Consider the following 25,260-nt stretch of genomic DNA (forward strand, 5'->3'; position numbering starts at 1 on the left):
GGAGGTGGCGGACGCCGTGTCCCGATACGCACCATTCACGCACGCTCCGTACCCTTATTCAGCATGGGGTTCCGGCAGATCTGGGGTACGGGGGTCGCGGCATTGCGCCGACTCCCGCGGCGTCAGCTGCTGTGGACCGGTGTCGCCGTGCTCATCGTGCTCGCGGCCGCGCGATTCGTACCGGTGCCCACGGCCATCCAGATGCGCGATTGGGCGCGTGAGCTCGGCCCATGGTTCCCGCTGGCCTTCCTGGCCGCCCACACGATCGTGACGGTGCTGCCCTTCCCACGCACCGCCTTCACCCTGGCAGCCGGGCTGCTGTTCGGCACCCAGCTCGGCGTGCTGCTCGCGGTCGTCGCAAGTACGGCGAGTGCCGTCTTGGCGCTATGGACGGTACGCGCACTGGGATGGAAGCTGGCTGCGCTGCATCATCGGCCCGCGGTCAAGAAGGTCGATGACCAATTGCGCCTACGTGGATGGATCGCGGTGATGTCGATGCGGCTCATCCCGGCGGTGCCGTTCTCGGTCCTCAACTACGCCGCGGGAGCCTCTGCCGTGCGGGTCATGCCGTATACGTTGGCCACCTTTGTGGGCCTGCTGCCGGGCACCCTCGCAGTCGTGGTCCTCGGTGACGCGCTCACCGGACACATCAGCCCGACGCTGTTCGCGGTTTCTTTGGTCACCTCGGTGGTCGGCGTGCTGGGCATCCTCTACGAGATCCGGCGCTACAAGCGCATCCACACCGAGATCGCCGATGCCGAACCCTCGGACGAACCAGAGCGAGTGGGCGGCTAGGCCCGCCCGGCCCCCGATTGCTCGAACCCCTTGCCGGCCAGCGTCGCGAACAAGGCCAGCAGGCTCGCTGCGGGCACCGCATTGACCATCTTGTCGTGTGCACGGAGGTGAGCACCGACCGCCAGCGTGAAGTAGACGGTCAGCATGAACGCCGTCAATCGTCCCAGCGCGGGCCACCGGATGCCGCCGGCCAGGCCGACCGCCGATGCGGACTTGACCACCGGGAGAACCCACCAGATCCGTTGCGGCAAACCCACTTTCTCCAGGGACGCCTTGACGGGCCCAATCGGGCCGATACACACCGCGGCATCTGCTGCTTGCATCGCCGCCAACGTGGCCAATACCTTCGGATTCGCCAAAAGCCGCCCGGTCATGATGGTTTGGCCGTCAATCCCCTGGCTGCCAGGACACCGTAGGTGGCCAGCAGCGTCGATGCCGACACCGCATTCAGGCCGATATCACGCACCCGCAGGTGGGCGCCGACGGCCAGGCTGAAGTAGAGCGTGAGCATGACCAGGGTCAGCTTGGCCAACGCGGGGAAACGCACACCACCCAACAGCCCCACCGCGGCCGCGGCTTTGATCGGCGCGAAGATCCATCGGCTCTGTCGCGGGAAGTGCACATCGTCAAGACATTTGGCCACATAGGGAATCGGCTGGACACAGAGGGCCGCGTCGACAGCCTGGAATGTTCCCAATAATGCGAGAACTCTGGGAGATACGAAAGCGTCATTGCTCATGGCTCCAGTGAACCACTACGACACCAGGCAATCGATCGATCCGACCGATTCCCGCTAGTGCGATGCGTGTGCGCCCAGAGATGCGGAAATGACCGCCAGCGGCGACTGGGCCAGCTGCATGTTGGCCCGCTCCTGCGGGGTCAGCTGGTGGCGCTCCCAGAAACGTCGTAACGCGCGAATACTCATGTATCCATTGGACGCGGTCGCGCCGGTGGAATCCAGCGCGACCGCGTCTTCTAGACACTTTCATTACGGCGTCGCCGCCATCCCTTAGCGCGGTGGATGTGCGCCCAGTGATGCCGACACCACCGCCAGTGGCGAGTAGCTCAGCTGCATGTTGGCCCGCTCCTGCGGGGTCAACCGCCGCCGATCCCAGTAACGCCGTACTGCTCCAATGGTCAAGGTCATGATCGGACTCCTTTCATAGGGAGCTGCCGACCCAGCGCACGTCAGATGCGGCTATCGCGTGGAGGATTCACCGATGCGGGCAGGCCGAGTGGGCAGCTTCGATTGTCTGTACGGACTATCGCCGGGTTTCACGGGTATGCCTCACCTCCTTGCCTTCGGGACGCACGCGGGCGTCAAATCGCCGGTGCAGCAACAGGGAGAGAGAATGCCCGAAACCGTAATGCCGGCCGGGCGTGCACCTCTCTCGTCAGGGCTTCGGCACTGCGCGACGTGTCCGTATCACGGAAGCCACTTTGGGTCATCCCTTAGTCCGGGAAGACCTGTCCTAACCTTGGGCGTCTCTCGACGTCGTCAGATCAGTGGCCTGTGTTCACGCAGGAGCCTCACCTAGCAAGGTGCTGAACCGAAATCCACTATACCCCGGGAAGTCCGTGACGGCTCGTCGGATCGATCGCCGGGTCCACCGAGCCGATTTCCTTGGCCGCCGATTGCGCCTCGGCAAGCGCCGCAGCGACTTCCGGAGTGGTCTTGGTCTCGAACCAACCGGCGACCTCGTCGGAGTCGTCCTCGGGACGCTCTGATGTTTCATCGACCGGGGAGGGTTCGTAGCGGAACACACCGTCGGAGCCCGGCGCGCCCAGCAGCTTGGTGAAGCCCTGCAGCGCCGAGCCGAAGTCGCTGGGGATCAGCCACACCTTGTTGGCCTCACCCTGCGCCATCTTCGGCAGCGTCTGTAAGTACTGGTATGCCAACAACTCTGGTGTGGGCTTGCCGGACTTCACTGCCGCGAAGACCTTTTCGATGGCCTTGGCTTGGCCCTGAGCCTGCAGATATTGAGCGGCACGCTCACCCTCGGCCCGCAGGATGCGCGACTGCCGATCGGCCTCTGCCGAGAGAATCGCCGCCTGCTTGGCACCCTCGGCCGCTAAGATCTGCGACTGCTTGGCACCCTCGGCCTGCTTGATGGAGGCCTCGCGCACACCCTCCGCGTTCAAGATCATGGCGCGCTTCTCGCGGTCGGCCTTCATCTGCTTTTCCATCGATTCCTGCACCGAAGGCGGGGGGTCGATGGAGCGCAGTTCGACCCGGGCCACCCGCAGTCCCCAGCGTCCCGTCGCCTCGTCGAGCACCCCGCGCAATTGGCCGTTGATCTGATCGCGCGAGGTCAGCGTCTGCTCCAGGGTCATGCCGCCGACCACGTTGCGCAGCGTGGTGGTGGTCAGCTGCTCGACACCCACGATGTAGTTGCTGATCTCGTAGACTGCGGCCTGTGGATTGGTGACCTGGAAGTAGACGACGGTATCGATATTCACCGTCAGGTTGTCCTCGGTGATGACCGGCTGGGGCGGGAACGACACCACCCGTTCACGCAGATCAACCTTGGCCCGGATGCGGTCGACAAACGGCACCAGAATGGTCAACTGGCCGCTGACGGTCTTCGAATACCGCCCCAGACGCTCGATCACCGCGGCCTCCGCCTGCGGGACCAGAGCCACGGACTTCAGCACGATGGTGACGCCCAGGATGATCAAGACGATCAGCACAAAGGCTCCGGCAGCTACTCCCATTCCCCTACTCCTGTCACTGAGGTTCTTGCGCTAGATCTTCTCGACAACCGCCGTGGCACCGTCGATTTGAACAACCGTCACCGTCTCACCCTGCTCGAATCGTCCCGATTTCTCCAGGCTGCGGGCCGACCACATCTCGCCTCCCAGGCGAATCAGCCCGTGCAGGTCGTCGACGGGTTCAATCACGATGGCGCTCTTACCCTCCAGCGCCTTGGCGTTGGTGTGCAGGATCGGGCCCGCAGTCAGACGTTTCCGCAGAGCCGGCCGCACACCGACCAGCAGCACCACCGCACTGATCACGAACACCAGCCCCTCGCCCCACAGCGGCATATCGAACGCCCAGCCGGCACCGGCCGTGACCAGGGCCGAGGCGCCGAGCATCAACAGGAACATGTCCCCTGTCATCAGCTCGGCGGCCGCGAGCAGGATGCCTGCGACGAGCCACACAATCGGCATGGGTCCACATTAGCCCGCGTGGGCAACTGGTGGGGGCGGATGCGGCGCCTTAGACTGCGAGCATTATGGCGAATCCGAGTGTGTCCCTGGCAGTGTGGGCAAGCGCGTGGCTGGCAGGCCGCGCGGCGCCCGATGATGTCATCGATGCCCTCATCGCCTGGGCACCAAGACATTTGGTCACGGCCTACGATGCGGTGGCGGCAGGCCACACGGGACTCTCGTGGCCGGATATGGATGACAACGGCCCGATCGGCCTCCTGCAGACGATCCGGACCGGGACCGGTCAACCGCACGGCTCGCCCGACATCCATGTGATCTTGCCCGCGCCGGGTGACCCCCGCGGCCTGCCCGCAGGCACCCAGTTCCAGCGCGACGCGATGGAAGCCAGTGAGGCGATTGTGCTCAGTGATCACCGAAATGATTCCACCGCAATAGGATTGGTACCTGCCGTAGAATACGACGAGGACCGTGACGAGACGATCGGCCTGTCCTGGACCGTGTACTCGCTGCCCGCGCAGATCCCCCCGCAAGCCGGACCGGACCTTGGGGAAGCCGAGTTTCAACTACGCCAGGCGATCCGTTCGGCCACCTCGACGCTCAACCGGCTGGACCGGGCTGTGGGCGCAACGGACGCCGACCCCCGCGAACTTGTCGACGAGGTCCTATCCACGCTACGCGGGCACCGGCTGCCGGACCACGCGCCACACCGGGCGATCCGAGTACTCGACTCGGCCAATCAGGTCGAGGCAATCGCCACGGCGGCGGCCGAAATCATGGAGCTACCGGGTGCCCTAGACGACGGTGCCGTGGCGAATGCCCTACGGCCGCTCGTTCTGGTGGTGCGCGAGGCGCGCATGGCCGCGGCGGCAGCCATCATCGACGCCTCGCGTTAGGACTCCAGCCGCACGCAGCAGTGGGCTGAACACAGGGCGCCGTTCACACTGAATCCGTATCCGGCGACCGGATCGATCCCACTGGCCCGCAGCGGGGCCCGTCCCTCGGCGGCCTCCGTGATCAGGTCCACCGCGAGCCGCGCGAATCGCGCATCGGCGCCCGGTGTCCCCGCGCGGACAAACTCGATGCCGTGCTCGTCCGCATACTCTCGGGCCTCGTTGTCCAAGTCCCACACCACCTCCAGGTGGTCCGACACGAATCCGATGGGTGCCACCACCACCGACCGCTTTCCTCGATCTTTCAGCGCGCCAAGGTGATCGACAATGTCCGGCTCCAGCCACGGCACCTGAGGCGGGCCCGAGCGGGACTGCCACACCAGGTCGTAATCCTGGTGATCGGTTGCGGCGGCCACCAATTGCGCGAGGTAACGCACCTGCCGGCTGTAAAGCTCGGGGCCGTGCCGTCGGTCCGCCGCCAGTGGGATGGAGTGTGCGGTGAACACCAGCCGCGGGGCCCCCTGCGCGCGTGAGACCGCAGCTTTCACCGCCTCGGCGTACAGCCGCACCAGTATCGGGTGGTCGAAGTACTGCCGGAGCTTCACCAGCTCGGGCGCCCCGTCCCCCACCGTAGCGCGGGCCCGGGCAATGTCTTCGACGTACTGCGTACAGCCCGAGTAGCCGCCCCACGCAGAGGTGGTGAAGACGGCCGCCCGCTTAATCCCCTTGTCGCGCATATCGGCAACGGTGTCCTCCACCATGGGATGCCAATTGCGATTACCGAAGAACACCGGCAGCGGACGTCCGGCCTGCTGGAGCTGCAACGAGATCTGATCGATCAGCGCCCGATTGATGCCATTGATCGGAGAGACGCCACCGAAATGGAAATAGTGCTCGGCGACCTCGTCGAGCCGTTCGGACGGAATCCCACGGCCACGCGTCACGTTCTCCAGAAACGGCCGCACCTCCTGCGGCCCCTCGGGACCCCCGAAGGACAGCAGAAGCACCGCGTCAAAATCCACGTGAGTCCACTAGAGCAGTTGGGTGTGCGCGCCGCCGTCGGCGAAGATGATGTCGCCGGTGGTGGCGGGCAGCCAGTCGGACAGCAGGGCACACACCGTCTTGGCGACCGGCGTCGGATCCTTCATGTCCCAGCCGATCGGGGCGCGCTGATCCCAGCCGTCCTCCAGCACACTCATCTGCTGGCCGGCCTCTTCGCCGAGTGCCCCGCCGACAATGGCGCTCATTGCGAGTGTCCGGATAGGCCCGGCCGCAACGAGATTCGACCGAACACCGACCGCGCCGGCTTCGCGTGCGACGAACCGGTTGACCGACTCCAGGGCGCTCTTGGCCACGGTCATCCAGTTGTAGAACGGCATCGCCCGCGTGGGGTCGAAGTCCATACCCACGATGCTGCCGCCGCGGTTCATGACGGGAAGTACCGCCTTGGCCAGCGACGCGTAGGAGAACGCCGAGATGTGGAAGCCCTTGGAGACATCCTCGAACGGCGCCTCGAAGAACGGGTTCAGCCCCATGCCGGTCTGCGGCATGAAGCCGATCGAGTGCACCACGCCGTCGAGCTTGTTGCCCTCGCCGATCACCTCGGTGATGCGGCCGGCCAGGCTCCCGATGTGCTCCTCGTTCTGCACATCGAGTTCCAGTAGCGGCGCCGGCTTCGGGAGGCGCTGGGTGATGCGCTCGATGAGACGCAACCGGTCGAACCCGGTGAGCACCAACTCGGCGCCCTGCTCCTGCGCGACCTTCGCGATGTGGAATGCGATGGACGAATCGGTGATGATGCCCGTCACCAGGATGCGCTTGCCCTCAAGTAGTCCTGCCACGATTCTCCTTAGGTAATTGCCTGCGCTCCTGCGCACGCTGGGGGACGTCCGACAAAGTTTGTTAGTGGCCCATGCCCATGCCGCCGTCGACCGGAATGACCGCACCGGAGATGTAGCCGGCATCTTCGGACGCCAGGAAGCTGACCGCCCCGGCAACCTCGGCGGCAGTGCCTATCCGCTTGGCCGGGATGAATTCCAGGGCACCCTCCTGGATCCTTTCGTCGAGCGCACGGGTCATCTCGGTGTCGATGAAACCCGGTGCGACCACGTTGGCGGTGACACCTGCCTTGGAGAGCTCCCGGGCAATCGAGCGCGCCAAGCCGATGACTCCGGCCTTGGAGGCGGCGTAGTTGGCCTGGTTGCCGATTCCCCAGGTGCCGGAGACTGAACCGATGAAGATCATCCGGCCGAAGCGCTTGCGTTGCATGCTGCGCGAGGCCCGCTGGGCCACCCGGAACGCCCCGGTCAGGTTCGCGTTGATGACCTGCTCGAACTTCTCTTCCGTCATGCGCATCAGGAATGCGTCCTGCGTGATGCCGGCATTGGAGACCAAGACCTCGACGGCACCCTGGTGCTCCTCGACCTCCTTGAAGGCCCGATCGACGGCATCGTTGTCGGTGACATCGCACTCGACCCCGAAGAAGCCCTCCGGCACACCGGACCCGCGGTGGGTGACTGCCACCTTGTGCCCGTCGGCGGCAAGACGTTGCGCAATCGCCAGGCCGATACCCCGGTTGCCACCGGTGACCAGGACAGAGCGAGAGACAAACTCGGGACGGGCGACGCTAGCGCCGAGAGCATCAGACATGAGATTCAACTTATCGTCTTCTTAAACTTATGCCTAAACGACTGGCCCATGGACCGGCGTGAGAGACCCCACCAAGCGGGTAGCGCGTCAGTTGGGCAGGCGGCGGTTGATGACCAGCCCGACGAAGGCCGCGGCCAAGACCAGAAGCGCGCCCAGACGCAGCCACCCGACACTGGCGTCGCCGCGGATCGTCTCGTACCCGATCTGCTGCTGCAGATTGGCGTAGACCTCCTTGAGCTGGCTCAACGTCGACGCCGTGTACGTCTCGCCACCCGAGAGCTTGGCCACCTTCTCCATCATGTCCGGGGCGTAGGGAACGTTCTGGCGTTGACCGTTGATCTCGACGTACCCGTCCTTGGTGCCGAACGCGATGGTCGAAATCGGCACCTGCTGGTCCTTGGCGGTACGCGCCGCGGTGTAGGCGCCTTTCGGGTTGTCGGGGTTGGACGGCACCGTTTCCTTACCGTCAGACATCAGCACGATGCGCGCCGGTGGCGGCTTGTCACCGCCGCCGATGACCGCGCCCACCGTGGCGATCGCCTGCAGCGCGGTGAAGATGCCCTCACCGGTGGCGGTGCGGTCGGCAAGCTGCAGGTTATCCAGGGCATTGACGGTGGCATCGCGGTTGGTGGTCGGCGACACCAGCACGGTGGCGGTGCCCGCGTAGGCGATCAGCCCCAGGTTGATGCCCGGGGTGAGGTTGCGCGCGAACTCCTTACCGGCTTCCTTCGCCGCACCCAGACGGTTCGGGGCGACGTCGGTCGATTCCATGGACCGAGAGACGTCGATGACGAGCATCACGACAGCGCGGTTACGGGGAATCCGGACGTCATGTGTGGGGCCGGCGAGCGCGATCGTCAGCACCATGAGACCGACCACCAGCAATGCCGTCGCAAGGTGTCGCCAAGTACGCGGCCGGGTAGGGGCCACCGAGTCCAGCAGCTCGGTGTTCGCGAAGCGCAGCACGCGCTTCTGACGCATGTACTGCGCCACCACGTAGAGCGCGACCAGCCCGGCCACCAACAGCAGCACCAGGAAGAACCACGGGTGAGCAAAGCCCGTCAGAGTCATCGGCCCGAAGAACGGCAGATCACTCATCGAACCCCGGCTCCTGTCCCCGCCACCGCACCGCGGCGCTGTTGAGAGACGAATCTCACGATGTCATTGATCCAGTCACGGTCGGTCCGCAGGCTCAAAAGCGGTGCACCGCAACGGCGTAATGTGCGTGCCACCTCTTCATGATGCCTTGCTGCCGCCTGGGCGAAATCCCGGCGCAGGTTCTCGTCGATCCGGTACTCCTTGGTGATCCCGGTCTCGGCGTCCTGCAGCAGCACCTCACCGACATCCGGGAGCTCCACATCGCGCGGGTCGAGCACCTCGATGCCCAACACCTCGTGCCGGCCGCCGACGGCCCGCAGCGGCCGCATCCAGTTGATGGGGCCCAGGAAGTCGCTGATGATCACGGCCATCCCCCGACGGCGTTCCGGGCGGCGCAACGCGTCGATGGCCACCGACAAGTCACCACGTACCCCTTGGGGTGCCTTGGGCATGGTGGCGATGCTGCGCAAGATGTCCTGTTCGTGGGCGCGTCCGGAGCGCGCGGGCAGCCGCACAATCTTGTCTCCGTTGGCGATGATCGCGCCCAGCCGGTTTCCGCCACCGCTGTTGAGGAAGATGATCGCGGCAGCCGCCGCCACCGCGAGGTCACGCTTCTCGCAATTGGTGGTCCCGAAGTCCAGACTCGCCGACATGTCGACCACCAGCCACGTCTCCAGCTCGCGGTCGGCGATCATCTGGCGAACGTGCGGGCTGGTGGTCCGCGCCGTCACCGACCAGTCCATGCGCCGGACGTCGTCACCGGGCTGGTACAGCCGTGACTCCCCCGGCTCGGATCCCGGGCCGGGGATCAGGCCGAGGTGGTTGCCGTGCAACACCCCGTCCAGCTTGCGCCGGATCTTCAGTTCCAGGGTCCGCAGCGCCGCCGACAGCTGCGGATCACGGATTTCGCCACGACGCAGGGACGGGATATCTACCGGCCGGGCTGCGGGGGTGCTCACCTGGGCGCGGCGTTATGGGTGGCCGGGACCGGGCCGTTTGTTCCGACCATCGCCGGCTGCACCGAATGTCCTTGTTGCGGAACGGCATTCACCTGCGGCAGGCCCACCGTCTGCAGAATCCTGTTGATCGCGGTGTCGGCGGAGACCTCGTCGGCCAGAGCGTCGTAGCTCATCACCAGACGGTGGCGCAGCACATCCGGGATCACCTCGATGACGTCCTGCGGGATCACGTAGTCCCGTCCCCGCACCAGCGCCAGGGCACGGGACGAGGCGATGATGCCCAGCGACGCACGGGGGCTGGCACCGTAGGAGATCCAGTTGGCGACATCGCCGAGGCCGAATTGCGCGGGGTTGCGGGTGGCCGAGATGACCCGGACCACGTAGTCGACCAGCGCGTGGTGCACGAAGTTGTTGGCCGCCAAGTCCTGCAGGCGCAGCAGTGCGTCGGAGGAGAGAATCTGCTTGGGCTCCGGCGGCGTGACACCCATCCGGTAGATGATCTCGCGCTCTTCTTCGACGGTCGGGTAATCGACATTGATCTTGAACAGGAACCGGTCGCGCTGCGCCTCCGGGAGCGGGTACACGCCCTCGTTCTCGATGGGGTTCTGCGTCGCCATCACCAGGAACGGCTTGGGCATCGGGTAGGTCTTGCCACCGATCGAGACGTGCCGTTCGGCCATGACCTCCAGCAGCGCCGACTGCACCTTGGCGGGCGCACGGTTGATCTCGTCGGCCAGCAGGAAGTTCGCAACCACCGGGCCGAGCTCGGTGTCGAACTCTTCCTTGCCCTGCCGGTAGATGCGGGTACCGATGATGTCGGTGGGCACCAGGTCAGGAGTGAACTGGACTCGGGAGAACGAACCGCCCACCACCTTGGCGAAGGTCTCGACCGCGAGCGTCTTGGCGACGCCGGGCACACCTTCGAGCAACACGTGACCCTTGGCGAGCAGACCGACGAGGATGCGCTCCACGAGCCGGTCCTGGCCCACGATGACGCGCTTGACCTCGAAGATGGCGCGCTCAAGGTTCTGCACCTCGGCGGCCAGGGCCGGTGATGTCGCGGCGTGCGACGCGGGGCCGGCGCTTCCGCCGGGGTACCCGGCACCTCCCCCTGGTGACCCTGGTGATGACATCAACTTCCCTCCGGCTCTGCCTGACGATTTCATGCCTTGTTGGTGGCGCGAACCACACGAGCGGCACCCAAGTCTGGGCGGCGCCTCCGGTCCACTATTCCAGCATCCCGGGATTTGGTCCACGTACCCGTTCGCTGGCGCGCCCTTCTAGCTCATCCGAAGGATCAGAAGAGCTACCACGCGATGATACGAACCGCGTAAGGAGTCATGCCGCCCGTGCGCACCGGAGACACCGTGACCTTCTCCGCGCTGCCGCTGGCTTCCAGCATCTGACCGTTGCCGAGGTAGATCACCACGTGCTGCGACCCACCGGGGCCGTAGAAGAGAAGGTCACCACGCTTTGCCTGCGAGACCGGAACCTTCTGGCCCGCGTTGTACTGATCGCCGGAGTACTTCGGCAGCTTCACGCCCGCGGCCGCATACGAGAACATGGTGAACCCGGAACAGTCGTAGCCGACCTTGCCCGCGTCGTAGTCGACACCACCGCTGGGGCCACGCACGGTTCCGCCGCCCCAGGAGTACGGCACACCCAGCTGGCTGCCGCCACGCTGAATCACCCGTTCGACCGCCGCGCGGCCGTAGACCAGCGGACGGCCGGCGCCCGCCGACGCACTGTTTCCGCCGATTCCCAACGCACCCAGCGCCGTCTGACCGACGCCCATGACGCCGTTCATGATCTTTGTCGGATCGGCACCCTGACTCGGTCCCGTGAAGGGCAGCGTGTTGTCCCAGTCCCCGCCCGACGGGTTGAGGCCCAGAGCGTTCAAGAAGGCCGTGCCGACATTGGGACCGAGCGGGTTTTCATCGGCCGTAGCCCGCGGTACGCCCATGAACAGCACCAGTGCGATAGCGATCCCCACCGCAAGAGCTGCCCGTAACACGAAGAGCCCCTGGATTTTTAGCAACTTGGTCGTTTTCGCTGTGCTCACAGGTTCTACCACTCAATCATCCGGGTTACATAGGGCGTCATGCCGCTGGTGCGCACCGGCGACACCTTGACCACATCGCCGGTGTTCGGCGCTTCGAGCATCTGGCCGTTGCCGAGGTACAGCGCCACGTGCTGACTTGCGTTGGGGCCGTAGAAGATCATGTCGCCACGCTTCATCTGTGCACTGGGCACCTTGCGCCCGGAGTTGTACTGATATCCGGTGTAGTGCCGAAGCCTGATGCCGACCGCGGCGAAGCCGTACATCATCAACCCGGAGCAGTCGTAGCCGACAGTTCCTGCGCCGGAATCGATTCCACGGGTCGGACCGTTGTATGAGCCACCACCCCAGGAGTACGGCGTGCCCATGGCACTACCGGCGCGGGCGATGACGCGCTCCACGTTCTCGCGGCCGTAGACCTTGGGGAGGTACTCACCACCCTCGCCGGAAGCTGCCGCCGCCGGGGCGGCCTTCGGGCAGAAGATGCCGATCACACCGCACACCGCGGACTGGCCGACGTTGGCTGCGGTGTTGCCGATGCCCAACACCATGTTGATGGTCTGCGTGGGATCGGTGGGCACGTTGGCGCTGGCGATCATCGGGAGAGTGGTGTCCCATTCGCCACCGCCGGCGGCAGCAGGAGCCGGCCCCTCGGTCCATTCGTTCCCGTTTCCGGCGATGGCGGCGCTCGGATTGATCACCCGCGCGCTTGCGGCCGACGCCGAGAACTCCGGCCCACGGGCGGCAGCCAACTGCGCCTCGGCGCTCTTCTTCTTTGCCGCCAGCTCCGCGGCGACTCCGCGCTGGGATTCCAGCTTCTTCTGCACGTCGTGCATCGCAGCCACCAGATCGTCCTGCTGTTTCTGCGCATCAGCAGTCGCCTGGTCGGCCTTCTCCTGAATGGCCCGCGCCTGTGATTGCTTGTTCACCTGCTCGGTCCGTGCCCGGCGCAGGTTGTCCATGACGGTCTGCGAGCTCGACTCCACGCTCTTGGTCACCGAAGCAAGGCGCACCACATCGTCGGGATTGGTCGCCGTCAGGTATGAGCCGGACGGACCCGCCATATAGGTGGCCACGGCCATCCGGTCGAACTTGCCCTGCGCTTCGGCGATCGCGCCGTTGGCGGCGTCAACAGCGCGCTGACCTTCTTCGACCGCCCGACCGGCCGCGGCAGCGTTATCGCGTGCGTCCTGCAGGTCGACCAGACCCTTGTTGATGGATTCCTGCTGAGTCTGCACGTCCGCGGTGAGCTGCTCGATCTGCTGGTTGGTGTCGGCCAGCTGAGTGATCAGCGATGCCATGTCATTGGGTTCGGCGGAGGTGACGGCCATGGTCGGGGACGTGATCATCAACCCAGCCACGAGCGGGGGCACCACCAGGGCTGCCACCGCGGTCCGTTTGCCACGCACCGCGAAACGGTCCGCGAAATTCTGCGGGACTGTCCGTTTCATTCGGTCTGCCGTCTCCTCGATCTTCGGCGTTCGGCGAGCCTTCTCGGTCATAGCGGCCCTTCCCCGACACGCTCCCAGTTGTCACATAAGACGCACTAACCACTTTGGCGCCACTTGCACCGTACGTCACTTTTGCAACTAATGAAACTTTAGTCACAAATTACATATGTGTAATTAATTGGCCACTGACGGACAATTGCGGAGACGCCTTCTGACGGTTAATTGACGTGAATTGAATACCGGCAGTTCATCCGGGTTACATACTGCGCGCGGCTATTTCGCGATGGAACGGCCTGCGCGAATGGTGTGCAAATCGTTACTTAACCGAGTCATTCGCGAAGCGGCCGCGAACGAGCGTAATTCCGGCACAGATCGCCGCGACTAGCACGACAAGCGCAATGGTCAGCTCGGTCCACGAGAAGTGCTCGCGCCCCAGCTCGTCGACAAAGTTGTTGGCCGAGAGCACGGGGTTGCCGGTCTTGGCGACGTCCTGCCCCGCCTCCAGCGTTACCCGGTCGAACGTGGCGCTGTACGTTCCCGCGAAGGACGGACTGATGACGAGGATCGTCGAGTCCGGATGGTCCTTACCGATCTCGGTGGCGATATCGCGCAACGGGGTGTCGATCCCGGGGTTGTTCGGTAGCGCGATCACCTTCAGGTCGATGTTCTTGGCATGCGCCTTCGCGACGACATCCTTGAGCCCGGGGACGTCGACCGACGGGGCGGCAACTCCGTCCTCGTTGACATCCGCGCGCGTCATCTCCAGGCATTTGGCCGACCAGCCCATGGGGTCGGTTCCCGCGGTCTGGACTGACACCCCCACCGCCTGGCACAGCTCGGCGGGAATGAAGGTCGGCAGGTGCTGCGGCGTCACGCGACCAATCTAACCTGCGCCGCGCACGGTGTTGCGCACCCTGACACGCCGTATTTGGCGTGCATAACGCGGCCCTCACCGGAGGTGGTGGATGCCACGACGGGAATGCGGAGTGAAATTTAGGCATCCCCCTTATTACGGGACAAGCGTACTGTTAGACTGGCGGCGGAAGGCAGCCATCTGCGGTGGCGCCTCCGGAACCCCGCCTGGCACAGCCCGCCGGCGGGTGGCCTTCGAGCTTTGGAGCTGATGTGACTAGCAGTCCTAACAAGACGGAATCAGTGAATTCCTTCGGCGCGCGCGGCACTTTGCAGGTCGGCGATGAGTCGTACGAGATTTTCCGCCTCAACGCTGTGCCCGGTACCGAGAAACTGCCCTACAGCCTAAAGGTGTTGGCGGAGAACCTACTACGCACCGAAGACGGTGCCAACATCACCAAGGACCACGTCTTGGCGCTGGCCAACTGGGACCCCTCGGCCGAGCCCAGCGTGGAAATCCAGTTCACCCCGGCCCGCGTGGTCATGCAGGACTTCACCGGCGTTCCCTGCGTGGTCGACTTGGCCACCATGCGGGAAGCCGTCGCGGCCCTCGGTGGCGATCCCGACAAGGTGAACCCGCTGTCCCCCGCCGAGATGGTGATCGACCACTCGGTGATCCTGGACGTCTTCGGTACGGCCGACGCCTTCGAACGCAACGTGGAACTCGAGTACGAGCGCAACGCCGAGCGCTACCAGTTCTTGCGTTGGGGCCAGGGCGCTTTCGATGACTTCAAGGTCGTGCCCCCCGGCACCGGCATCGTGCACCAGGTCAACATCGAGTACCTGGCGCGCACGGTGATGGTCCGCAATGGCCAGGCCTACCCCGACACCTGTGTGGGCACCGACTCGCACACCACCATGGTCAACGGCCTCGGCGTTCTCGGCTGGGGCGTCGGCGGTATCGAGGCCGAGGCCGCGATGCTGGGCCAGCCGGTCTCGATGCTCATCCCCCGCGTCGTCGGCTTCAAGCTCACCGGCGAGATCCAGCCCGGCGTGACCGCCACCGACGTGGTGCTCACCGTCACCGACATGCTGCGCAAGCACGGCGTGGTGGGCAAGTTCGTCGAGTTCTACGGCAAGGGTGTGGCCGAGGTGCCGCTGGCCAACCGCGCCACCCTGGGCAACATGAGCCCCGAATTCGGCTCTACCGCAGCGATTTTCCCGATCGATGAAGAGACGATCAACTACCTGCGCCTGACCGGCCGCGACGACCAGCAGTTGGCGCTCGTGGAGGCCTACGCCCGCGAGCAGGGCATGTGGCACGACGCAGATCACGAGCCCGCGTTCTCGGAGTACCTGGAACTCGACCTGTCCACCGTCGTGCCCTCCATCTCCGGCCCCAAGCGTCCCCAGGACCGCATCGAGCTCTCTGATGCGAAGAATGCATTCCGCAAGGACATTCACAACTACGTCGAGGAGAACCACCCGGCGCCGCACACCAATCTCGATGAGGCCGTTGAGGAGTCGTTCCCGGCAAGCGATTCGGCTGTGCTGTCCTTCGCCGAAGAGGACGCCGTGATTCCGTCCGCCGCCAACGGTGGCGAGGGCCGTCCGTCCAAGCCCGTCAAGGTGAAGTCGGCCGAGCGCGGCAACTTCGTGCTGGACCATGGTGCGGTCGTCGTCGCGGGCATCACCTCCTGCACCAACACCTCCAACCCCTCGGTCATGCTGGGCGCCGCCCTGCTGGCCAAGAAGGCCGTCGAGAAGGGCCTGACCACCAAGCCGTGGGTCAAGACCAACATGGCGCCCGGTTCGCAGGTCGTCACCGATTACTACAACAAGGCCGGCGTGTGGCCTTACCTGGAGAAGTTGGGCTACTACTTGGGCGGCTACGGCTGCACCACCTGCATCGGAAACACCGGCCCGCTGCCCGACGAGATCTCCAAGGCCATCAACGACAACGACCTGTCGGTGACCGCGGTGCTCTCCGGTAACCGCAACTTCGAAGGACGCATCTCCCCCGACGTCAAGATGAACTACCTGGCCTCACCGCCGCTGGTCATCGCCTATGGCATCGCGGGCACCATGGACTTCGACTTCGACACCGACCCGCTGGGCAAGGACCACGACGGAAACGACGTCTTCCTCAAGGACATCTGGCCCAGCGCCTCGGAGATCGAGGAGACCATCGCGTCGTCGATCAACCGCGAGATGTTCACCAACTCCTACGCTGACGTCTTCAAGGGCGATGAGCGCTGGCGTGGCCTGCCGACCCCCGAGGGCAACACCTTCGACTGGGTCGATTCCTCCACCTACGTGCGCAAGGCCCCGTACTTCGACGGGATGCCGCTGGAGCCGACGCCGGTCACCGACATCTCCGGTGCCCGGGTACTCGCACTGCTGGGCGACTCGGTCACCACCGACCACATCTCGCCGGCCGGTTCCATCAAGTCCGGCACGCCCGCCGCGCAGTATCTCGACGAGCACGGTGTGGATCGGAAGGACTACAACTCGCTGGGCTCGCGTCGCGGTAACCACGAGGTGATGGTGCGCGGCACCTTCGCGAACATCCGCCTGCGCAACCAGCTGCTGGACGATGTCTCGGGCGGCTACACCCGCGACTTCACCCTCGACGGTGGCCCGCAGTCGTTCATCTACGACGCTTCGGTGAACTACCAGAAGGCCGGCATCCCGCTGGTCGTCTTGGGCGGCAAGGAGTACGGCTCGGGCTCGTCGCGTGACTGGGCCGCCAAGGGCACTCGCCTGCTGGGCGTCAAGGCCGTCATCACCGAGTCGTTCGAGCGCATCCACCGGTCGAATCTCATCGGTATGGGCGTCATCCCGCTGCAGTTCCCCGCCGGCGAGTCGGCGGCCTCACTGAAGCTCGACGGCACCGAGACCTACGACATCACCGGTATCGAGAAGCTCAACGAGGGTTCGACACCGAAGACCGTGCACGTGACCGCGACCAAGCAGGACGGGTCTCGTACTGAGTTTGATGCCGTGGTCCGGATCGACACTCCGGGAGAGGCCGACTACTACCGCAACGGCGGCATCCTGCAGTACGTGCTGCGGAACATGCTGGCCGGCTAACCGCGCCCAGGACTAGAGGCCAACACAGTGCCGCGCGTTAGCGAGGATCACCTCGCGGCTCGTCGCCGCCAGATTCTCGATGGCGCGCGGCGCTGTTTTGCCGAATATGGGTACGACGGCGCTACCGTGCGCCGCCTCGAACACACCATCGGCATGTCACGGGGAGCGATATTCCACCATTTCCGCGACAAGGACACGCTGTTCTTCGCGCTGGCGCGCGAAGACGCCGAACGGATGGCGAACGTCGCCAGCCGCGAGGGTCTGGTGCAGGTGATGCGGGACATGCTGGCCGATCCGAATCAATTCGATTGGCTGGCAACCCGTCTCGAGATCGCCCGCAAGCTGCGCAATGACCCCGAGTTCCGGCGGGGCTGGAATCAACGTTCCGAAGAACTCAACACCGCCACCCTGGCCCGGCTGCAGCGCCAGAAGAAGGCGGGTCGCTTGCGCGAGGACGTGCCCAGCGAGGTGATTCTCGGATATCTGGATTTGGTGCTCGACGGCCTGGTCGCCCGCCTGGCCGCGGGCGAGTCGACGGAAAGCCTCAGCCGCGTGCTGGATCTCGTGGAAGACTCGGTGCGCCGTGCCGATCACGCCTGATACCAAGGACTGGACCTGGGTCTTGGAGAGGCGATGCGGCGAATGCGGATTTGATCCCGCCGCAACGTCATTCGATCAGATACCGCAGATCGTTCGGGAAAACGTGGCAGCTTGGCAGCCGGTGCTAGTCCGCGCCGGGGTGCGCTCGCGTCCCGACGAGCAGACCTGGTCACCGCTGGAGTACGGCGCGCATGTCCGCGACGTGTTCCGGATCTTCCTGACCCGGCTGCAGCTCATGCTGTCCGAAGACGATCCGCTGTTCGAGAACTGGGACCAGGACAAGACCGCCGTAGCAGATCGCTACGGCGAGCAAGACCCCGCGACGGTGGCTGCCGAACTTGCCGCGGCGGGCGAGGCCGTCGCCGCTGCCTTCGCCGACGTCCCACGCAACTCGCTATATCGCCGCGGAAGGCGAAGTAACGGCTCGGTTTTCACGGTCGAGACGCTGGGGCTGTATTTCGTGCACGACCCGGTGCACCACCTGCACGATGTTTCCCGGCTGCCTGCGGACTAGTGCGGGAAGTCGATCACGGCCCGTGCGGGCGTGTCGGCGACGTAGACCACCGGACACTTGGCCCCCTGCGCGGCGACCTTCCAGGCCATCACACCGTTCTTGTCCCTGAAGATGTCGGGGTCCTGCAGCAGGCGGGCCGATCGCACCACCGTCGTGCCGGGAGGCGCGCCGAGGTTGTCGGGCTGCGGGAACGATTTCACCTGACTGTTCTCCGGGTGCCCGGAGGTGCCGAGCACGGTGTTGTGTGCCGCCGCGCCGCGGAATGCCACCGCGTATCCCCCGTCGACCGGCGTGACCGAGAACGGTGGCGCCTGCCAGTAAGTGACCGGCCCCACCGGCGGAGCGAGCCTGTCCGCCCCGAAGGCGAAAGTGACCCTGTCGAGGTCATCGAGGGTTTCGATGCGCACGTCATGCAGGATGGTGGCGTAGTTCTCGGCGCCGCCGTCGGTCAGCGTGGGGCACGCCGGGGCGGCCGCCGCCTGCGGGGCAGGCAGGATCGAGCCCACTACTAGTACAAGCGGTACCAGGTATCGATACATGGTTAGCGAATGTACGGCGTCCGCCACCGCACCGCTGGCATTCGGCCGGGGATTGTCCCCAGTGGCCAATGCCGAGCCGGGCGATGGTGCCCCGTCACAAGCGCCTTAGTGCGGCAGATCCACCACCAGGCGTGGCGGATTGGTCAGGGTGCTCACCTGCGGGCAGCGCTGCTTGTTCAGACCCAACGCCCACCGCACCTTGCCTTCGAAGTCCTCTCCCTGCTTGGCCTCGGCCAGGACCGGAAAGTCCTTGGGCTTGATCTCACTCGGCCCCGGATACGAGCGGACCGGCTTGTCGGCCTCATGCGCGGCCGCACCGTCGAACAGCACACCGAGCAGCGCGGTACCGGCGACGACAACGGAGTCGCCCTTGGGGCCGGCGGAGACGCTCGCCGGGCTGTCCACCGAGTACTTGGGCACCACCAACTGGTCCAGCGAGACCTTGTTCTTGGGGTCTGCCTTCGGATCCGGCCCGAATTCGAAGGTGACCCTGTCGAAGTCGCCCTGCTTGCCCACGCGGACATCCCGCAGCAGGGTGGCCACATTCTTGCCCCCGCCCCCGCTGAGCGTCTCGCAGGCCGTGACGCGGAAGGTCTCCGGAGCGGGTGCCGAGGTTTGCGGCAATGCCGTGGTCGTGGCCACCGGAGATACCGCGTCGCCCGACTGGCGCACCGGCCCGGCACAACCGGATGCCGTCATCGTCGCGAGCGCCAGCACGCTGAAGCTCCGGATACCACGTTGTCGTCGCATCGCACTACGGTAGCAACAATTGTCGCCCGAAAGCTCAACGGGCACACTGCGTGTCGGACGTGAGCTAGGCCTTGCGACCCCGCCGATTCGGACCTCCGCGCCCGCGCAGGGTGGCGCCTGACTCCACGAGAGCGCGATGCACAAAGCCATACGATCGACCGGCCTCGGCGGCCAGCGCGCGAATGCTCGCGCCCTTCTCGTATGCCGCCTTCAGCTCGGCACGCTCCTCGTCGCGTGTTTTGGCCATCGCGACCTCTCTCCCGACTCCATCCCGCTGCCCCGGTGGGCGACTCGACCCGGTTGCACCATAGCGCAAATGTGATCACGCATGTGAACGAGACGCGAAGGGGGTGGAAAGAAAAAGATCAGGCCAGTTCGATGAGGTCCCGATACTCGTCCGACCAGTAGTCTTCGGTACCATCCGGCAACAACACGACGCGTTGCGGATCCAACGCCTCCGCAGCACCCGGGTCGTGGGTCACAAGCACGACCGCACCGAGGTAACTGCGCAACGCGTCTAAAACCTGTTCACGCGAGGCCGGGTCCAGGTTGTTGGTGGGCTCGTCGAGTAGCAACACATTCGCGGTCGAGGCCACCAGCCCAGCCAGCGCCAGTCGGGTCTTCTCACCGCCGGACAGTGTGCCCGCCGGCTGTTCCAGCTGGGCGCCGCTGAACATGAATGCGCCCAAGATTCCCCGCAGCTCCTGCTCCCCCGTGTCCGGAGCGGCGTGGCGGATGTTCTCCCATACCGTCGCCTCGTTGTCCAGGGTGTCGTGCTCCTGCGCGAAGTACCCGAGCTTGAGTCCATGACCCGGTTCCAGTTCGCCGGCGTCCGCAGTCTCCGCGCCGGCCAGCAGCCGCAGCAGCGTCGTCTTGCCCGCACCGTTGAGCCCCAGCACCACGACCCGAGATCCGCGGTCGATGGCCAGGTCAACCCCGGTGAATATCTCCAGCGATCCGTAATTCTTGGTCAAACCCCTGGCCACCAACGGCACCCGGCCGCACGCCGCGGGCGTCGGGAACTTGATGCGGGCCACCTTGTCGGCCACCCGCTCCTCGTCGAGCCCAGACAGCATCTTCTCCGCGCGCCGCAACATATTTTGTGCGGCAACGGCTTTGGTGGCCTTCGCGCCCATCTTGGCCGCCTGGGTGCGCAGCGCCGAGGCCTTCTTCTCCGCATTGGCCCGTTCCCGGCGGCGGCGCTGCTCGTCCAGCGAGCGCGCGTCCAGATACTTCTGCCAACCCATGTTGTAGACGTCGACCTCACCGCGTACCGCGTCCAGGAACCACACCTTGTTCACGACGTCGGCAAGCAACTCGACGTTGTGGCTGATCACCACCAGCCCGCCGTCGTGATTCTGCAGGAAGCCACGCAACCACCCGATCGAGTCCGCATCAAGGTGGTTGGTCGGCTCGTCGAGCAGCAGCGTCATGTTCGACCCCGCTCCGCCTTCCGCGGCACCGAACAGAATCCGCGCCAGCTCCACCCGTCGCCGCTGACCGCCCGACAACGTGCGCAGCGGCTGGGTGAGCACCCGCTCCGGCAATCCGAGACTCGAACAGATGCGCGCCGCCTCGCTCTCCGCGACATACCCGCCCAACGAGGAGAAGCGCTCCTCCAGTTGGCCGTAGCGTCGAACCGCCTTGTCGCGCTGACCGTCGTCGACCAGCTCCGCCATCAGCGTCTGCTGCTTCTCCAATTCGCTGATGATGGTGTCCAGGCCCCGCGCCGACAACACCCGATCGCGCGCCAGCAGATCCAGGTTTCCTTCCTTGGGATCCTGTGGCAGATAACCGATTTCACCGATCCGTGACACCGACCCGGCGTACGGCTCACCCTCGCCGGCGAGAATTCGCATCGAGGTCGTCTTGCCGGCTCCGTTGCGCCCCACCAGCCCGATGCGGTCGCCGGGCTGGATGCGCAATGCGGGGCCCGGCGCGTAGACGAGCGTGCGGGCTCCGGCGCGGACCTCGAGGTCCGTCGCGGTAATCACTACTTACTCCTTGAATGCTGCGTGCGCGGTCAGCGCTTGTCTCGGAAGGTCGCTGTGCGCTGTTCCTTGCGGGCGGCGGTAGCTTCTTCGAAGTTGTCGGTGAGCAGCCGGACGTATAGCTGGCCCAGACCCTCTTGGTGCATGTGACTTTCCAGGCTAGCGGCGTCCAGCCCACTCCAGATGGTGCGCTTGGTCAACTCGATCCCTGGACGGGAGAACCCGGCAATGCGTTCCCCGATCGCGTAACACTCTTCCAGCAGCGTCTCGGAGGACACCTTGCGGGATACCAAACCGATGCGCTCGGCCTCGTCCGCATCGACGTCACGGCCGGTCAGCATGATATCGGAGGCACGCGACGTGCCGATGGCGCGCGGCAGCAGATAGCTCAGTCCCAGCTCACTGGCCGTCAAACCGTTGTTGATGCCGGCGGCCCGGAAGTACGCGGCGTCGGAGGCCACCCGAACATCGCAGGCCAGCGCCAGGCACAACCCACCACCGATGGCCGCCCCGTTGACGGCCGCGATCACCGGCTGGTGCATCCGACGCAGGGTGAGGATGACCTCGTCGAGCAACTCCATCGACCGCAGCGCGATAGTCGGCTGAGTCAGTCCCTGGATGTGCGGGATGGGTCCGGCCGACTTCTGGTCGGCACCCGAACAAAAACCCTTGCCCGCCCCGGTGATGACCACCGCGCGCACGTCATTGTCGTGGCTGATATCGACCAGCATCTGCTTGAAGGGCAGCATCACATCGAACGCCATGGCGTTCATCCGCTCGGGCCGGTTCAGGGTGACCAGGGCAATTTCCGGACGCGGACGCTCCACCAGGACGAAACTCATGCGTCCATATAACCGACAGGGTCGGGATGCACCAAATCCTTGAGGAGCGATCCCGCTCGTCGAGCGTTACGCCTCTTGTTCGCGCAGCGCCGCCTCGACGTCGAGGTCACGCACCTGCTGCACCAGGTCGGCCAGAGAGGCAGGAGGCAGCGCGCCGGCCTGGTTGAACACCAGCTGCCCCTTCTTGAACGCCATCAGCGTGGGGATCGAGCGGATGTTCGCCGCGGATGCCAGTGCCTGTTCCGCCTCGGTGTCCACCTTGGCGTGGACAACATCCGGGTTTTCCTCGGAGGATGCCTCGAAGACGGGGCCGAACTGGCGGCACGGCCCACACCACGACGCCCAGAAGTCGACCAGCACGATGTCGTTGTCGTGGATCAGGTCATTGAATGCGTCAGCGGTGATGTCACGTGTTGCCATGTCTTCCTCAACGTCGCCGGGGTGCGCGATGTTCCGTCCGTGCTCAGTAGAGCGCGGCCAGGGCCTTACCGATGTTGAATCCGACGAACTCGTCCTGCCGACCGTCCCGCAGCTTGTTCACCCATTCGGGGTCCGACAGCAGGGCACGACCGACGGCGATGACATCGAACTCGTTGTCGGCGAACTGCCGCAGCACCGCCTCCACCGATGCAGGCTCGATATCCCGGACCTCGGTGGGCTTGAACTCGGTCTGCAGGCCCACCGAACCGACCGCGATGGCCGGAAGCCCCGTGACACGCTTGGTCCAGCCGGACAGGCTCAGCTGTCCGTCGGCGCCGTCCAGGTCCGGGAATGCGGGCACATAGTGCCGACGCGTGGACGGATGGAACACATCCACGCCTGCCTCGACCAGAGGCGCCAGCAGACGTTCCAACTCGGCTGGGCTGTCGGCCAGCGTGGCCGCATAATCCGCCTGCTTCCACTGCGAAAACCGGTACAGGATAGGAAAATCCGGTCCGACGGCGGCACGGACCGCGCGCACCACCTCGACCGGGAAGCGCACTCGATCCGCCACCGAACCGCCATACCCGTCCGCCCGCACATTGGTGCGCTCCCAGAGGAACTGATCGAGCAGATAGCCGTGGGCGCCGTGTAACTCGACCGCATCGAACCCCGCATCCCGAGCGTTGCGCGCGGCTGTGCCGTACTGCTCGGCCAGCGGCCCGAGCTCGTCGGTCTGCAGTGCACGCCCGCGCGGGGACGCGTCGCCCGCCAGGCCCGACGGGCTGACCGATTCCACGTCGGGGTTGAACTCCGGATCGACGCCACGCTCGACGCCCTGATGCCACAGCTGCGCGGCGATCGCCGATCCCTCCGCGTGCACGGCCTCGGTGACCGCCAACCATCCGGCCAGCGAGTCATCGCCGATCAACCGCGGCACATTGGACTGCCCACCGGCGGCATCGTGTGGGATGAAGACGCCTTCGGTGATGATCAGCCCCACACCCCCGGCCGCGCGTCGCCGGTAGTACGCGGCCACATCCTCACCGGGCACCCCGCCGGGCGAGGCCGATCGCGTCATCGGCGCCATCGCGAACCGGTTGGGGGCCGTCAGCGATTTGACGGTGAACGGCTCGAAGAGGGGTGCTACGTCTGGTCTCACGTCGGTCACGAGGTGTCAAACTACGCCGTCGCCGTATCCATTCCGGATAACGTGGTCAACCATGTCACCAAACCTCTGGCCCAGGCCCGTGCTGCAGGTGGTCGTCGGTGTCATCGCGCTATCTGCCGTGGCGTGCGGCGGGTCGCAGAACCCGACCGTCGAGTCGTCACCGGGCCCGGCGTCGACGACGGCCATGCGGCACGCGGGTGGCCAGGATCACGCCGGTGGGGTGATCTCGTCGGTATCGGGCCACACCGTAGAGGTAACCACCCCCGTAGGCAGCGCCGATATCGACTTCAACACGATGACGAAGCTCACCGAGGTTCAGCCCGCCGAGCTCTCCGATGTGGTCGTGGGCAGCTGCGTGAGTGTGCTCGCGACACCCGGCGCGGAGGCCACGGACCAGGTGACCGCACAGCGTGTGCTGATCAGTGCCGCCGAGGACAACAAATGCGCAGCCGACACACCTCCCGCCGGCGCGATGCCGCCCGGCGGGCCTTCCGGTCCACCACCTGGCCCCGGCATGCCGGGGCCGCCGGATGGGCCGGCTCCCTTCGGCGGTCCGAACGTTCATGGTGCGGTGGCCTCGGTCAACGGCAGCGTCATAGTCGTGGCCAACACCGACCCCAGCGGGGCCTCGGAGATTCAAACCGACGTACTGACGACCGCGGACACCAAGTACGACAAACGGCAACCCACCGAGGCCACGGCGATCACCGCCGGTAAATGCGCGGACGCGCACGGCACCAAGAATGCCGACGGGGTACTGCAAGCCACCACAATCGATCTCGGTCCAGCCACCGACGGACAGTGCGGACCTCCCAAGCCCTAGGCGAGTTACCGTGAACGGCGATGGAAGTTCGGCATGCGCGGCCGTCTGATCACGGCGCAATCAAAGAAGCTATTCCCCAGTGGTGGTCGGGCTCGAGAACCCCCGATCAAGCACGTGAACTTGCCATGCTGGTGCCGCCTCTGTTCCTGCAGCACTTCGCGTCAACCAGTTGGATCGTCGAGGAAAATGACGAGCTCGCCGCCTTCCTCGTCGGATTTCATTCGGCCGACCACAACGACCAGGCGTACATACATTTCGTCGGCGTCGATCCGCGCCTACGAGGCCAGGGCATCGCCAGACGTCTGTACGACGTGTTCTTCACCCAGGCGCGAACGGCCGGTCGCACCGTAGTCAAGGCGATCACCTCGCCGAACAATGATGGATCGATCGCCTATCACGGGGCACTGGGTTTCACCGTTCAGCCCGGAGACAAAGAGATCAATGGTCTACCGGTGCATTCCGACTATGACGGCCCCGGAGAAGACCGCGTCTGCTTCGTGCGCCGGATCGTATGAGCAGTTGTTCGCGCAACACACAGCAACTTCGTACAAATGCCGGAGTGCAACCTCAGCCAACGCGCGCACGCTGAGGTG

Annotated in this window: 29 protein-coding genes and 1 riboswitch; of the genes, 7 read left to right on the plus strand and 22 right to left on the minus strand. The window is 65.3% G+C overall.

The window, feature by feature from the left end:
* Positions 1-63: 63 nt before the first annotated feature.
* The gene (locus MYCSP_RS12275; protein WP_088413877.1) at positions 64-795 is read left to right on the plus strand and encodes a TVP38/TMEM64 family protein; all 732 of its coding nucleotides are present in this window, start codon (positions 64-66) and stop codon (positions 793-795) included.
* Here MYCSP_RS12275 and MYCSP_RS12280 read toward each other — a convergent pair.
* From MYCSP_RS12280 to MYCSP_RS12295, 6 genes are all read right to left on the minus strand, one after another.
* Positions 792-1,169, minus strand: a complete 378-nt coding sequence (locus tag MYCSP_RS12280) for a DoxX family protein (protein WP_083013356.1) — start codon at positions 1,167-1,169, stop codon at positions 792-794. The genes MYCSP_RS12275 and MYCSP_RS12280 overlap by 4 nt on opposite strands.
* On the minus strand, positions 1,166-1,534 hold the full coding sequence (locus MYCSP_RS12285) for a DoxX family protein (protein WP_070910281.1): 369 nt from the start codon (positions 1,532-1,534) through the stop codon (positions 1,166-1,168). Before MYCSP_RS12285 ends, MYCSP_RS12280 begins: the two co-directional genes overlap by 4 nt.
* Before the next feature lie 54 nt (positions 1,535-1,588).
* Positions 1,589-1,720: a hypothetical protein gene (locus MYCSP_RS23595; RefSeq protein ID WP_070910282.1), complete on the minus strand. Its 132-nt coding sequence runs from the start codon at positions 1,718-1,720 to the stop codon at positions 1,589-1,591.
* An 84-nt stretch (positions 1,721-1,804) separates the two neighbouring features.
* Positions 1,805-1,942: a hypothetical protein gene (locus MYCSP_RS23315; RefSeq protein WP_070910283.1), complete on the minus strand. Its 138-nt coding sequence runs from the start codon at positions 1,940-1,942 to the stop codon at positions 1,805-1,807.
* Positions 1,943-2,174: 232 nt separating this feature from the next.
* A riboswitch (M-box (ykoK) riboswitch) is annotated at positions 2,175-2,344 on the minus strand.
* A gap of 11 nt (positions 2,345-2,355) precedes the next feature.
* Positions 2,356-3,510 carry an SPFH domain-containing protein gene (locus MYCSP_RS12290; RefSeq protein ID WP_070910284.1) on the minus strand — a complete coding sequence of 385 codons (1,155 nt, stop codon included), beginning with the start codon at positions 3,508-3,510 and terminating at the stop codon, positions 2,356-2,358.
* Positions 3,511-3,540: 30 nt separating this feature from the next.
* Complete coding sequence (locus MYCSP_RS12295; RefSeq protein WP_083013204.1) at positions 3,541-3,966, minus strand: NfeD family protein; 426 nt, start codon at positions 3,964-3,966, stop codon at positions 3,541-3,543.
* A gap of 65 nt (positions 3,967-4,031) precedes the next feature.
* Between MYCSP_RS12295 and MYCSP_RS12300 the strand changes: the two genes are divergently transcribed.
* Entirely contained in the window at positions 4,032-4,859 is an 828-nt protein-coding gene (locus MYCSP_RS12300; protein ID WP_083013203.1) for a hypothetical protein, read from the plus strand.
* Here MYCSP_RS12300 and MYCSP_RS12305 read toward each other — a convergent pair.
* From MYCSP_RS12305 to MYCSP_RS12345, 9 genes are all read right to left on the minus strand, one after another.
* Entirely contained in the window at positions 4,856-5,878 is a 1,023-nt protein-coding gene (locus MYCSP_RS12305) for a ferrochelatase (protein WP_088413878.1), read from the minus strand. The two genes, MYCSP_RS12300 and MYCSP_RS12305, sit on opposite strands and share 4 nt — an antisense overlap.
* Positions 5,879-5,887: 9 nt before the next feature.
* A complete protein-coding gene (gene inhA / locus MYCSP_RS12310) occupies positions 5,888-6,697 on the minus strand; it encodes an NADH-dependent enoyl-ACP reductase InhA (RefSeq protein WP_070910288.1) in 810 nt (269 codons plus the stop codon).
* Positions 6,698-6,758: 61 nt separating this feature from the next.
* Entirely contained in the window at positions 6,759-7,505 is a 747-nt protein-coding gene (gene fabG1, locus MYCSP_RS12315; RefSeq protein WP_070910289.1) for a 3-oxoacyl-ACP reductase FabG1, read from the minus strand.
* An 87-nt stretch (positions 7,506-7,592) separates the two neighbouring features.
* Positions 7,593-8,603, minus strand: coding sequence for a VWA domain-containing protein (locus MYCSP_RS12320; RefSeq protein ID WP_088413879.1), 1,011 nt, complete (start codon positions 8,601-8,603; stop codon positions 7,593-7,595).
* Entirely contained in the window at positions 8,600-9,562 is a 963-nt protein-coding gene (locus MYCSP_RS12325; protein ID WP_070910291.1) for a DUF58 domain-containing protein, read from the minus strand. The genes MYCSP_RS12320 and MYCSP_RS12325 overlap by 4 nt, the downstream gene beginning before the upstream one ends.
* Positions 9,559-10,695, minus strand: a complete 1,137-nt coding sequence (gene moxR1 / locus MYCSP_RS12330) for a chaperone MoxR1 (RefSeq protein WP_083335830.1) — start codon at positions 10,693-10,695, stop codon at positions 9,559-9,561. Before moxR1 ends, MYCSP_RS12325 begins: the two co-directional genes overlap by 4 nt.
* A gap of 173 nt (positions 10,696-10,868) precedes the next feature.
* Positions 10,869-11,591 carry an NlpC/P60 family protein gene (locus tag MYCSP_RS12335; protein ID WP_070910720.1) on the minus strand — a complete coding sequence of 241 codons (723 nt, stop codon included), beginning with the start codon at positions 11,589-11,591 and terminating at the stop codon, positions 10,869-10,871.
* A gap of 38 nt (positions 11,592-11,629) precedes the next feature.
* Positions 11,630-13,072, minus strand: a complete 1,443-nt coding sequence (locus MYCSP_RS12340) for an NlpC/P60 family protein (RefSeq protein WP_088415594.1) — start codon at positions 13,070-13,072, stop codon at positions 11,630-11,632.
* Positions 13,073-13,388: 316 nt separating this feature from the next.
* Positions 13,389-13,946 carry an Rv1476 family membrane protein gene (locus MYCSP_RS12345; RefSeq protein WP_088413880.1) on the minus strand — a complete coding sequence of 186 codons (558 nt, stop codon included), beginning with the start codon at positions 13,944-13,946 and terminating at the stop codon, positions 13,389-13,391.
* Between the two features lie 281 nt (positions 13,947-14,227).
* Here MYCSP_RS12345 and acnA point away from each other — a divergent pair, with 281 nt between their 5' ends.
* Genes acnA through MYCSP_RS12360 form a run of 3 tightly spaced genes read left to right on the plus strand, consistent with a single transcriptional unit; the run spans position 14,228 to position 18,131 of the window.
* The gene (gene acnA / locus MYCSP_RS12350) at positions 14,228-17,017 is read left to right on the plus strand and encodes an aconitate hydratase AcnA (RefSeq protein WP_083013201.1); all 2,790 of its coding nucleotides are present in this window, start codon (positions 14,228-14,230) and stop codon (positions 17,015-17,017) included.
* Positions 17,018-17,044: 27 nt separating this feature from the next.
* On the plus strand, positions 17,045-17,617 hold the full coding sequence (locus MYCSP_RS12355; RefSeq protein ID WP_064633723.1) for a TetR/AcrR family transcriptional regulator: 573 nt from the start codon (positions 17,045-17,047) through the stop codon (positions 17,615-17,617).
* Positions 17,601-18,131 carry a DinB family protein gene (locus MYCSP_RS12360; RefSeq protein WP_088413881.1) on the plus strand — a complete coding sequence of 177 codons (531 nt, stop codon included), beginning with the start codon at positions 17,601-17,603 and terminating at the stop codon, positions 18,129-18,131. Before MYCSP_RS12355 ends, MYCSP_RS12360 begins: the two co-directional genes overlap by 17 nt.
* Here the strand turns inward: MYCSP_RS12360 and MYCSP_RS12365 are convergent.
* The 7 genes from MYCSP_RS12365 to MYCSP_RS12395 all read right to left on the minus strand — a co-directional run bounded on the left by MYCSP_RS12365 (position 18,128) and on the right by MYCSP_RS12395 (position 23,844).
* Complete coding sequence (locus tag MYCSP_RS12365; RefSeq protein WP_088413882.1) at positions 18,128-18,739, minus strand: hypothetical protein; 612 nt, start codon at positions 18,737-18,739, stop codon at positions 18,128-18,130. The two genes, MYCSP_RS12360 and MYCSP_RS12365, sit on opposite strands and share 4 nt — an antisense overlap.
* A 36-nt stretch (positions 18,740-18,775) precedes the next feature.
* Positions 18,776-19,420, minus strand: a complete 645-nt coding sequence (locus MYCSP_RS12370) for an AMIN-like domain-containing (lipo)protein (RefSeq protein ID WP_083013198.1) — start codon at positions 19,418-19,420, stop codon at positions 18,776-18,778.
* 64 nt (positions 19,421-19,484) lie between these two features.
* A complete protein-coding gene (locus MYCSP_RS12375; protein ID WP_070910297.1) occupies positions 19,485-19,667 on the minus strand; it encodes a helix-turn-helix domain-containing protein in 183 nt (60 codons plus the stop codon).
* Positions 19,668-19,785: 118 nt separating this feature from the next.
* On the minus strand, positions 19,786-21,414 hold the full coding sequence (locus MYCSP_RS12380) for an ABC-F family ATP-binding cassette domain-containing protein (protein ID WP_070910298.1): 1,629 nt from the start codon (positions 21,412-21,414) through the stop codon (positions 19,786-19,788).
* A 29-nt stretch (positions 21,415-21,443) separates the two neighbouring features.
* Positions 21,444-22,253 carry an enoyl-CoA hydratase gene (locus tag MYCSP_RS12385; RefSeq protein WP_070910299.1) on the minus strand — a complete coding sequence of 270 codons (810 nt, stop codon included), beginning with the start codon at positions 22,251-22,253 and terminating at the stop codon, positions 21,444-21,446.
* Between the two features lie 66 nt (positions 22,254-22,319).
* Entirely contained in the window at positions 22,320-22,673 is a 354-nt protein-coding gene (gene trxA / locus MYCSP_RS12390; protein WP_083013196.1) for a thioredoxin, read from the minus strand.
* 43 nt (positions 22,674-22,716) lie between these two features.
* Complete coding sequence (locus MYCSP_RS12395) at positions 22,717-23,844, minus strand: NADH:flavin oxidoreductase (RefSeq protein WP_083013195.1); 1,128 nt, start codon at positions 23,842-23,844, stop codon at positions 22,717-22,719.
* 184 nt (positions 23,845-24,028) lie between these two features.
* On the opposite strand from MYCSP_RS12395, the gene MYCSP_RS12405 reads away from it, so the two are divergent.
* Both MYCSP_RS12405 and MYCSP_RS12410 read left to right on the plus strand, forming a co-directional pair.
* A complete protein-coding gene (locus tag MYCSP_RS12405; protein ID WP_083013193.1) occupies positions 24,029-24,667 on the plus strand; it encodes a DUF5666 domain-containing protein in 639 nt (212 codons plus the stop codon).
* Positions 24,668-24,687: 20 nt separating this feature from the next.
* A complete protein-coding gene (locus MYCSP_RS12410) occupies positions 24,688-25,182 on the plus strand; it encodes a GNAT family N-acetyltransferase (protein WP_083013192.1) in 495 nt (164 codons plus the stop codon).
* The last annotated feature ends 78 nt before the right edge of the window (positions 25,183-25,260 follow it).

Origin of the sequence: Mycobacteroides saopaulense, assembly GCF_001456355.1 — a bacterium.
Lineage (GTDB): Bacteria > Actinomycetota > Actinomycetes > Mycobacteriales > Mycobacteriaceae > Mycobacterium > Mycobacterium saopaulense.